We start from the raw sequence: 9,553 nt of genomic DNA, 5'->3' as shown, positions 1-9,553 counted from the left end.
AAGGGGCAACCCTTCAGGAGTTCAAATCTCCTATCCTCCGCCAGTCCAGAAGGGGTGTGCCGTGATCACGGCACACCCCTTCTGGCTTTCCGGTCTCAGGAGATCCTGTCAGCTCCCGCGCCGCGGCGATCACGGTGTCCACCACCTCGTTGACCGGCGCGGACGCGTCGATGACCATCGCGCCGCGGCTCTCGTAGATCGCTCGCATCCGAGGGTTCCACTTCAGGGCCGCCGCGAGCTCTTCGGGATGACGGCCGAAGGTGTTCGTCGTGCGGGTCGCGAGCCGGTGGCGGAGGGTGTCCTCGTCGATCACCAGGCACACGACGAGGTCGAAAAGGTCGCGGACGTCCTCCTCGTTCTCCACCGACCCGCACAGGAACGCGATCCGGGAACGAGACTTCTCGGCAAGAGCCTCCACACGTTCGCGGACGATCGCCCACCCGTACCGGTCGAGCCAGCCCTCGGGAACCGGATCCGGAGGATCCACCACGATCTCGCCCTCGGTCCGGCCGACCCAGCGGCTGAAGCCGTCATTGTCGGCGTCGAGGGCGACGTGGCCGCGCGCTCGTAACTCCCCGCAGACCGTGGACTTGCCGGCCCCCGATACGCCTGTCACCCACACCAATGTCACGCCGTCAGCGTAGACATGATCACCCGGCCCGGTGGCGCTGTCGCCGAGATCCGGCAGGGCGTCATCCCGACGCCACGGCGATCCGGCCCGGCACTCGGCCGGGTTCGCGTTGACGCTCGCCTCACCGCGTGTCCGCCGCCAGCGCCTCGGGCAGGGCCAGCACGCCGGTCAGGCGCTTGAGGGTGGCCGGGACGATCCAGTAGTACACCCAGGTGCCGCGCCGCTCGTGATCGAGCAGACCGGCCTCCCGCAGCACCTTCAGGTGGTGCGAGATCGTCGGCGCGGTGACCGTGAAGGCGCCGGTCAGCTCGCACACGCACACCCCCTCACCGGCGGCGCGCCCGCTCTCGTGGGCGCCGATCAGCGACAGCAGGCGCAACCGGATCGGGTCGCCCAGCGCCTTGAACACGCGCGCCACCTCGGCGGCCTCGTCCTCGGCGATCGGCTCGGCGACCAGCGGCGCGCAGCACCCGGACGCGAACACCGGCAACTCCTGCTTCGACATATCTCTAATTTGACAGATTCCTAAGCAGAAGCGCAAACTCGGAGCTGCTTAGACGTCCATCGAAACAACCTGTTGGGAGATCGTCATGTCCCGTGTCCAGCTCGCCCTCCGCGTCGCCGACCTGGAAGGCTCGATCACCTTCTACTCCAAGCTGTTCGGCGCCGAACCGGCCAAGCTGCGCCCCGGTTACGCCAACTTCGCCATCGCCGAGCCCCCGCTCAAGCTCGTGCTCATCGAGGGCGAGGACGGCGAGCCGACCCGCATGGACCACCTCGGCGTCGAGGTCGAGGACACCGCCCAGGTCAGCGCCGCCACCCAGCGGCTCAAGGACGCCGGGCTGGCCACCTTCGAGGAGAACGACACCTCCTGCTGCTACGCGCTCCAGGACAAGGTGTGGGTGCACGGCCCCGGCGACGAGCCCTGGGAGGTGTACGTGGTCAAGGGCGACGCCGACACCCTGGCCAAGGAGGCCGACTCGGCCTGCTGTGCCTCACCGGACAAGTCAGCCGAAACCTCGAAGATCTGCTGCTGACCGTACCGGCTCAGGGTGATAATTCGGGCTTACCGTCGGTCGGCCTGAGGGGGCGTGATGGCGCCGGGTTCACGATGGATCATCAGAACGATCACGGTGGCGGTTCTGATGATCACACAGGTGCAGCCGGCGCCGGGCGTGGCGGACACGGCCGGCGCGCGAAAGGTCTTCGCCCGCTACGTCATGGACAGTTCCCCGAGGGGCACGCACCCTGACGAGAAGGTGGCCGTCCCCTGGCGGCTACGGCTGCGGGACGGCCGGGTCGTCACCCTGGCGGACGTGCTGCTCACCAACCCTCCCCGCTGGCCCGTCCTGACGCCGCACGGCAGCCAGGTGGGCTACTACCGCAAGCCCGACGGCGCCTGGGTCGTCCGTGACCTCACCACCGGCAAGGTCCGTGCCGTACCTGGGAAGTTCTTGAGCGGGGGCGCCTTCTGCCTGCTCTCCCCCGCAGGCCGCTTCCTGGTCGAATGTGATCCGACGCGCCAGAACCCCTCGTACCAGATCGTGGACTCCGTTTCCGGGCAGACCCATACGATCCCTTCCGGACGGTACGGGAAGCTGTCCTTCAGTCCCGACAACGCGTACGTGCTGGTCGTCCGTGGCCCCGGCAACATCGAGGTCTACTCCACGCGGACCTGGACCGTGGTGCATCGCGGCACGCAGGCCGGTGCGCTGCGCATGGGCGGGGCCGTCGTCGCCTACATCGACACGCGCGACAGTCCCGCCCACATCCGGTTCTGGGACCTGGCCGCCGGCAGGTCCACCGGGACCGCCATCCAGGTCCCGCTCGACGAGATCCCCCAGGTGCTGGTGTGGGACCGGGCCGACCACCTCGACCTCCTGAGCTACCGGGAGAACAAGTACCACCACGGCTTGATCGTCCGCCGGAGCGGCTACCGCTGGCGGCGCGCCAACGCCGGCATGCGCGTCCTGGACACCTTCACCGTCCAGGCCGCCAAGTGGAAACTCGCCGCCGAGGACAACCGCTTCTGAAAGGGCGTTCGTGCGGGTCCGGCGAAGCGCTCCGGCCCGCCGTCCGCCTCGCCCGCGCTACGATCACGGGCCGTGGGTACGGACTGGGCGCCCGCCGCCGTACGCGACGTGGCGCGGAGGGAGCTCGGCGAGCTGGTACGCCTGACCCGCGCCCACACCCGCCTGGCCCACGCACTCGGCCACACGTCCGCGCCTGACAAGCCTGACCTCACAGAAGAGGCCGGTCCGCCGGAGGAAGCCGATCACGACACAGCCCTCGCGCGGTGGCGGGGCATCGACGAGCGCCTGCGTTCACTGCTGGTCCTCGATCTGGACAACCCCCACCGGGTCCACGTCATCGGCGCCAACCCCCTCTTTCCGCCCGAGTGGCGGCAGGCGGCCTGGGCGACGCTTCTGCCTGACGAGCTGGCGGAGTGGTCGGCCAGATGGCGGCACTGGTACGCCGAGACGACCGCCGGCGAGTTCCGCCACTACCGCGACCGGCTGCGTACGTGGGACACGAGCCGCCTGCTCGCCGAGACCCAGGCCGATCTCCTGGCGACGGCCCGGACCACCGAGAACCGCACGAACGCCTGGACCCGCGGGCCCGCCTTCGCCGAGGCCCGTCACCGCGTGCTCACCCTGCCGCCCCCGCCCGCTGTGCCCGCCCCCGGGCCGCCGCCGCGCGCCGCCGGTGACGACAGGGCGACGCCCGGCCAGCGGGAGCGCCGCGAGGCGGTGGCCCGGCACAGGGCGCTGCTTGAGCGGGCCGCGCGCGAGTTCAGCCGCACGGTGCCGGGCGCCTTCAAGCGGCACCCGCGCCCGTCACCACCCGCCGAGGAACCTCCGCGTGACCCATGGGTGGAGGAGTTCTTCGGCTGGCTGGCCCCGATCGTGAGCGCCGGTCACGGCCTGTACCTCTGGATATGAGCGGTCCCGCTCTCAGGACTTCACGGACACCGGCGGCGGCTTGGGCACCGCCGCGATGATCCCGGCCAGCACCGGCAGCCCGGCGACCAGAGCGGCGACCGCCCACCACGGGGTCTCGAAGGACACGCGCGGCATCTCGTCCCAGCCGGACGAGGCGGTGAACGGCCACGCCAGGAGCCACCCCATGACACAGCCGGCCGCCGCTCCGAACGCAGTTCCGCAGAACATGCTCACGCCCGCGCGACTCGCGGCGAACATCCGCAGGGTCAGCGCCGAGTCCTTACCGGCGCGCCGCAGCAGCACCTGTCTCGACCGGCTACCGGCGCCCGCCCGGCCGCCCGCGACCAGCGCGCCGCCGAGCGCCATGACGATCATCGCCGCGACCACAGCCATCCACCCGGCCGGCTCCTGGAACCCTCGCTCGACGTAGGTGGTCTCTCCGTCGTCCAGGCGCTGGTTGATGCGATGCTGCTCGGCCCGCGTCGTTCGATGGACGGAGGGGTCGACGATCAGCTTGTCCGGCTCCGGGCGAAGGTTCAGGTCCTGGATGACCTTCACCGGGATGAAGACTTCGTTGATGTGCGGGTCGGCGGATCTGACGGCGATCGCGGGGATGGATTTGGCGGACAGGTCCTTCATGTCGTCGTCGAAGGACAAGGAGTAGGAGAGCGTCACCGTGTCGGCTTGTATGTCCTGGGGCGTGATCACCACGGCCGTGCCCTCGTCAAAAGGCGTGGCCGGATTTCCGGTGAGATAGCGCAGGGCCGCCTGATCCCCGATGAACCCAGGCGGAGCAACGCTCTCCACGTCCGGTAGGTCGACCTCCTCGACGTCCAGGCTGAAGTGCCCCTTGTGGGTCGTGGAGTATCGCTCGGCGATGGGCACCCCGGGCAACTCCCGCTGAATGGCGGCCCGTGTCCCGGCCACGTCCTCCAACCAGACGTCCGCCACCAAAGCGCCCGGGCGAGCCTGCGGGGAGTACCCGGCCCTGTCCTGTGCCGTCCTGGCGGCGGCCAGGACCAGCAGTGTCACCGCGAGAGCCGTCGTCACCATAGTGACCGCGATCGGCGGAGCCGTACGTCCGCCGTTACGGGCCACGTCACGGGCGGCCAGCCGGATCGTCGGCGACAGCCGCGCGGTGCCCTTCCGCAGCAGCTCGAGCAGCCCCGCGACGAACGACCCCGAACCGGCGAGAAACAGCGATGCCGCGATGATGGCCGTCATCAACATCAGCGCCGAGCCGGAGTCGTCATAGTGCTGGTCTTCGTGCGTGGACCAAGCGATGAGTGCCATCACCGAAAAGCCGACGACCGCCAGAGCCGCCCCACAGAGCAGCAACAGCCGTGATCTCCGATGAGCACGCCGCGCGGACGCCGACGCGAAACCCACCGAGCTGCCCGCCAGGGCCAGGGGAACAGCGAATATCACGCCGAGGAACGCTAAATCCGCGATCACGAGCGAATGCTACGCAGCCCGCAGTGCGCGAACAAGCGGCCCGGACGCCTGCCGCGCCGACGCCACCGCCCAGCGGCCCCGGGACTCAGGGGACGCACGAGCAGACAGGTCGTACAGGGGCTGCACGCCGTTCTGACAGCGTTCGTCAAATTGGGCATTGACGAAAAATTCTTACATGTTATGCATAGACGGAGTCGGAAAGCTTCAGTACCGCTGCCACCAACGGGGACCCCCCACACCACCAACCCCCAAGGAGGACGCGCATGGTGCGTCGCCAGCCCACCGAACCCCCCGCCGACCTGTACGCCGCCGTCCGAGGAGAGGTCTCCTGGTTCTGCTGCGGCACAGCCTGGGGACCGTGCAGCACCACCGGCAAGGGAGCCTGTGGCACCTGTAACTCGGGCAGTCTCCAGCACGCCTGGCCCAACACCTCCAACGCCTGCTGGGACATCACCCGTCCCGACCGCTGCGGGGTGAGCCTGTCCCGCAGGACGTGCGGGTTCCGGCACAGGACCACCGCCCTGTGCAGCGGCGCGAGTGTCGTCACCTCGATCGCCGACTGCGGCCCGCAGACGGACCTGTTCTGCGGCGAGCAGAGCTGCTGCGGCTCCACCTGCGCCAGCAACCGGCTGATCGACCTCACCCCCGCCGCCTACAGCGCGATCGCCAGCCTGTCCACCGGGCTGCGACCGGCCGAGATCGACACAGCCTGAGGAGGCGACGATGACCAGCAGAAGGCAGATGCTCAAGTCCGCCCTGCTCGGCGGCGGCGCCACCGTCGTCGCGGCGACCGCGATGGGCTCGCTCGGCCCCGAGGCGGCCTTCGCCACGGACAGGGCGCAGGAGGTCGACCCGGGCGCCCCCGACCCCAACTTCGCCGAGGGCCGGATCCGCTCCATCAAGGACAACACGCTGCTCGTCCTGGGCTCGAACCTGGTCTTCCACAACATCAGGGTCGTGGACGGCACCAGCCTGTGGAAGCTCGGGCCGGTCGGGTTCGACCAGGCCAAGCCCGGTGACGGCCTGTACGCCCGGGGCGTGCGGATGCCCGACGGCGTGCTCGCCGCCGAGTCGGTGTGGCTCAACATCGTCAACATCAAGGGCCACATCAAGAACATCACCAGCGACAAGATCCACCTGGACCACAACGGTCAGGAGGTCCTCTGCCACGTGGTGGCGGGCAAGTCGGTCGCCGTCCACTCCGACGCCCCGGCCTCAGGGGACCTGTCGATGCTGCGGGTGAGCCAGCACGTGCAGATCCTGGGCGCCTGGCGGCCGGACACGAACGAGGTCGACATCGCCACCGTCTTCTCCCCGCACTAGCGACGCACCAGGAGCAGCAGATGCAAGGGATCGCCGCGTCACAGCCGTACGTGATCGCCCTGTTCCTCGTGTGGGCGGGCCTGATGAAACTGCTCTCCCGGCGGATGCGCGCGCAGGCCGGGCGTACCGCGCTGGCCCGGCTGACCGGCCAGGCGCGCGCGGTCCCGCTGCTCCGGCTGGTCGGCCTGGTGGAGCTCGCGGTCGCGGCCGCGATCCTGCCGCCGGCCGTCCGGCCCGTGGGGAGCGTGGCAGCGGCTGTGCTGTTCACCGGGTTCGTCGCCTATCTCACCTATTCGTACGTGAGTGCGCCCGCCTCCTCGTGCGGCTGCCTGGGCGCGCACTCCCATCCAGTCGACTGGCGCTCCTTCGCCCGCGCCGGGCTGCTGCTGGCCGCGAGCGTCGCCTCGCTCCGGTCCGGCCAGGAGCCGCCGGCGGTGGCGGTCGCGCTGGTGGAGGTCGTGGTCCTGCTGGGGCTGTCCGCCGAGCTGGACCGCCACTGGCTGCGGCCGCTGCGCCAGTTCCTCGTACGGGTGCGGCAGCCGCTGGCCGTGCCCTCACCAGGGGAGATCCCCTTGGAGGCGTCGCTGCGGCTGCTCTACCTCAGCCCCGCGTACTGCTCGGCGTCGGCGCGGCTGACGTCGGACGTGCAGGACACGTGGGACGAGGACGGCCTGCGGTACGTGGTGTACGCGGCCCACGAACGGACGGCGGTGTTCGCCGTACCGCTCGGGGCCACGGAGCCGTCGGACGTCCGGGTCGTCCTGGTGGAGGAGCCCGCCCTCGCCTGACAGAACCTCGGCCGGGCTCCCTCAGGGTTCAGGGGGTCCGGCCGGGCCCGTCATGCCCCGGTTCAGGCGGGTGCGAGGGCCTTGGAGCGGTCGGAGATGAGGTGGACGGCGATGCCGGCCAGCACGGTCCCCATCAGGTAGCGCTGGACCCGCAGCCACAGCGGGCGGCGGGCCAGGAAGGCCGCCAGCGTGCCGGCCGACACCGCGATCAGCCCGTTGACCAGCGTCCCGATGGCGATCTGCACCGAGCCGAGCGCGAGGCTCTGCAGCAGCACGTGCCCCATGGACGGGTCGATGAACTGCGGCAGCAGCGACAGGTAGAGGATCGCGATCTTCGGGTTCAGCAGGCAGGTAAACAGTCCCATCGCGAACAGCTTGCGCGGCGGCTCGACGGCCAGCTCGCGCGGCTCGAAGGCCGAGGTGCCGCCGGGCTTGACGGCGTTCCAGGCCAGCCAGAGCAGGTACGCGGCTCCGGCGATCTTGAGCGCGGTGTAGGCGGCGGGCACGTACGCGAAGATCGCCGTGAGCCCCAGGCAGGTGGCGGTCAGGTACACCGTGAAGCCGAGCGCCACCCCCACCAGCGAGGTCAGCCCGGCACGGCGGCCCTGGGTGATGGAACGGGACACCAGATAGATCATGTTCGGCCCCGGCGTGAGCACCATCCCCAGCGAAACCAGTGCAATCCCCAACAAACCACCCGTCATAGCAACAGATTATCGAGAGATCGTCCGGCGGTGGCATCGTGGGCCGCCTTTCGGGAAGCTGTCAGACGGCAGCACCCGAGAAGGGACCTCAACGATGGACTTCAGGGATGACGTCAACCTCGACTCCTCACAGGTGGAGGACGTCGGCGGAAGTGGCGGCGGAGGCGGCGGCGGCGGCGGTTTCCCCGGCGGCATGGTCGTCGGCGGCGGCGGGATCGTCACCCTGATCGTCCTGGTCATCGTCTTCGTCGTGAACAACCTGGGCGGCGGTGGCGGCGAGCAGCAGCCCGCCGTGCAACGCTCCCCCTCGGACCTGTCACAGCAGTGCCGGACCGGCAAGGACGCCGACCAGACGGAGAAGTGCCGGGTCGTCGGCGTGGTGAACAGCATCCAGGACTACTGGAAGTCGGAGGCCAGCGACTATCGCGTGGCCAAGACCGTCCTGTACTCCGGCAGCGTGCGCACCGCCTGCGGCGCGGCCGACTCGGCGGTCGGCCCCTTCTACTGCCCCGGCGACCAGCGCGTCTACCTGGACCTGAGCTTCTTCGACCAGTTGCAGAGCCAGTTCGGGGCCAAGGGCGGGCCGTTCGCGCAGGCGTACGTGATCGCCCACGAGTACGGGCACCACGTCCAGAACCTGCTCGGCGCGCTCAAGGAGGGCAACTCGGTCGGAACGGAGTTGCAGGCCGACTGCTACGCCGGCGTGTGGGCCAAGCACGCGGTCGACACCGGCTTCTACGAGAAGCCGTTCACGGACGCGGAGATCGCCGAGGCGCTCGACGCCGCGGCGGCCGTCGGCGACGACCGGATCCAGCAGCGCACCCAGGGCAGGGTCGATCCCGACTCGTTCACCCATGGCAGCTCGAAGCAACGCGTCGCCGCGCTGACCCGCGGTTACCAGACCGGTGACCCCGCCAAATGCGCGCAGGCCGATCTTCGGTAAACGCACCCGAGAACACGAGTAATCGGATTCTCTTCTAAAATCGTTGGGGTGATCTTCAAGCTTGTCGGCGACGGACGCCCTTATCCCGACCATGGTCTGACCCATAGAGAGTGGGCGCAGATCCCGCCGCGGCAGGTCCGGCTCGACTCGTTGATCACCACGAAAGCCATGCTGGACCTGCATTCTCTGCTCGCCGCCGACTCCACGTTCTACGGTGATCTTTTTCCGCACGTGGTGCAGTGGCAGGGCGAGATGTATCTGGAGGACGGGCTGCACCGCGCGCTCCGCGCGGCCCTGCACCAGCGCTCCATCCTTCATGCGCGGGTGCTGGAGTTGCCCAACTGAAAACGGGGCTGCGATCCTGTTTTCCGCTCCGCCGGGGCCATTCGATGACGATCGCCAGGAGATCGGTGATGACCAACCCTTTCAGCACGCAGCCCGCACACCGGCGCACGCCGCTCAGCGCGGACGAGAAGGCCCGGGGAGTGGCGAACTTCGCCGATCTGGTCGCCCAGCAGCTCACCGCCAACGGGCGGTTCAGGGTGAGCGCCGACGACGCCGAGTCGGTGGAGCTGTTCCAGGCGGTGACCAGCCGGGTGAGTGAAATGCTCGGGCGACGCGTGGTGAGCTACGCCAACGGCCGATACATGGTGATCACTTTCGACGAGGCCGGCGCCTGAGACAGAACCAGCGCCTGAGACAAAGCCGGCGGCGTCTGGGACAAGGCCGGCGCTGAGCCGTCCGAGCGCGAGAAAGGCCCCTGACCG

At 69.4% G+C, this 9,553-nt stretch carries 13 protein-coding genes; 9 read left to right on the top strand and 4 right to left on the bottom strand.

Annotation, left to right across the window (positions count from 1 at the left end):
- Positions 1–13: 13 nt before the first annotated feature.
- Both KME77_RS16495 and KME77_RS16490 read right to left on the bottom strand, forming a co-directional pair.
- Positions 14–616 (bottom strand): AAA family ATPase, encoded by a 603-nt coding sequence (locus KME77_RS16495; RefSeq protein ID WP_219468041.1) that lies wholly within the window; start codon positions 614–616, stop codon positions 14–16.
- A gap of 136 nt (positions 617–752) precedes the next feature.
- Positions 753–1,136 carry an ArsR/SmtB family transcription factor gene (locus KME77_RS16490; RefSeq protein ID WP_219468037.1) on the bottom strand — a complete coding sequence of 128 codons (384 nt, stop codon included), beginning with the start codon at positions 1,134–1,136 and terminating at the stop codon, positions 753–755.
- A gap of 85 nt (positions 1,137–1,221) precedes the next feature.
- Here KME77_RS16490 and KME77_RS16485 point away from each other — a divergent pair, with 85 nt between their 5' ends.
- The 3 genes from KME77_RS16485 (at position 1,222) to KME77_RS16475 (ending at position 3,573) form a co-directional block, all read left to right on the top strand.
- A complete protein-coding gene (locus KME77_RS16485) occupies positions 1,222–1,668 on the top strand; it encodes an ArsI/CadI family heavy metal resistance metalloenzyme (protein WP_219468033.1) in 447 nt (148 codons plus the stop codon).
- A 108-nt stretch (positions 1,669–1,776) separates the two neighbouring features.
- Entirely contained in the window at positions 1,777–2,664 is an 888-nt protein-coding gene (locus KME77_RS16480) for a hypothetical protein (RefSeq protein WP_219468031.1), read from the top strand.
- A 72-nt stretch (positions 2,665–2,736) separates the two neighbouring features.
- Complete coding sequence (locus KME77_RS16475; protein WP_219468027.1) at positions 2,737–3,573, top strand: hypothetical protein; 837 nt, start codon at positions 2,737–2,739, stop codon at positions 3,571–3,573.
- 12 nt (positions 3,574–3,585) lie between these two features.
- Here the strand turns inward: KME77_RS16475 and KME77_RS16470 are convergent, their stop codons facing one another.
- Positions 3,586–4,866, bottom strand: coding sequence for a hypothetical protein (locus tag KME77_RS16470; protein WP_219468025.1), 1,281 nt, complete (start codon positions 4,864–4,866; stop codon positions 3,586–3,588).
- Positions 4,867–5,291: 425 nt separating this feature from the next.
- Between KME77_RS16470 and KME77_RS16465 the strand changes: the two genes are divergently transcribed.
- From KME77_RS16465 to KME77_RS16455, 3 genes are read left to right on the top strand one after another with little or no spacing between them, the layout of a single operon-like run.
- Positions 5,292–5,741, top strand: a complete 450-nt coding sequence (locus KME77_RS16465; RefSeq protein WP_219468022.1) for an RlpA-like double-psi beta-barrel domain-containing protein — start codon at positions 5,292–5,294, stop codon at positions 5,739–5,741.
- 10 nt (positions 5,742–5,751) lie between these two features.
- Positions 5,752–6,351 carry a cell wall protein gene (locus KME77_RS16460; protein ID WP_219468018.1) on the top strand — a complete coding sequence of 200 codons (600 nt, stop codon included), beginning with the start codon at positions 5,752–5,754 and terminating at the stop codon, positions 6,349–6,351.
- A gap of 20 nt (positions 6,352–6,371) precedes the next feature.
- Positions 6,372–7,139, top strand: a complete 768-nt coding sequence (locus KME77_RS16455; RefSeq protein ID WP_219468015.1) for a MauE/DoxX family redox-associated membrane protein — start codon at positions 6,372–6,374, stop codon at positions 7,137–7,139.
- A 62-nt stretch (positions 7,140–7,201) separates the two neighbouring features.
- On the opposite strand, the gene KME77_RS16450 is transcribed toward KME77_RS16455, so the two are convergent.
- Complete coding sequence (locus KME77_RS16450) at positions 7,202–7,801, bottom strand: LysE family translocator (protein ID WP_281424163.1); 600 nt, start codon at positions 7,799–7,801, stop codon at positions 7,202–7,204.
- 136 nt (positions 7,802–7,937) lie between these two features.
- Here KME77_RS16450 and ypfJ point away from each other — a divergent pair, with 136 nt between their 5' ends.
- The 3 genes from ypfJ to KME77_RS16435 all read left to right on the top strand — a co-directional run bounded on the left by ypfJ (position 7,938) and on the right by KME77_RS16435 (position 9,466).
- The gene (ypfJ, locus tag KME77_RS16445) at positions 7,938–8,786 is read left to right on the top strand and encodes a KPN_02809 family neutral zinc metallopeptidase (protein ID WP_219468010.1); all 849 of its coding nucleotides are present in this window, start codon (positions 7,938–7,940) and stop codon (positions 8,784–8,786) included.
- A gap of 48 nt (positions 8,787–8,834) precedes the next feature.
- On the top strand, positions 8,835–9,131 hold the full coding sequence (locus KME77_RS16440; RefSeq protein ID WP_219468008.1) for a type II toxin-antitoxin system VapB family antitoxin: 297 nt from the start codon (positions 8,835–8,837) through the stop codon (positions 9,129–9,131).
- A 68-nt stretch (positions 9,132–9,199) separates the two neighbouring features.
- The gene (locus KME77_RS16435; RefSeq protein ID WP_219468003.1) at positions 9,200–9,466 is read left to right on the top strand and encodes a hypothetical protein; all 267 of its coding nucleotides are present in this window, start codon (positions 9,200–9,202) and stop codon (positions 9,464–9,466) included.
- The last annotated feature ends 87 nt before the right edge of the window (positions 9,467–9,553 follow it).

Source organism: Nonomuraea rhizosphaerae, assembly GCF_019396405.1.
Lineage (GTDB): Bacteria > Actinomycetota > Actinomycetes > Streptosporangiales > Streptosporangiaceae > Nonomuraea > Nonomuraea rhizosphaerae.
The sequence above is the reverse complement of the archived record's forward strand: the minus strand, read 5'-3'. Positions and strand labels throughout refer to the sequence as shown.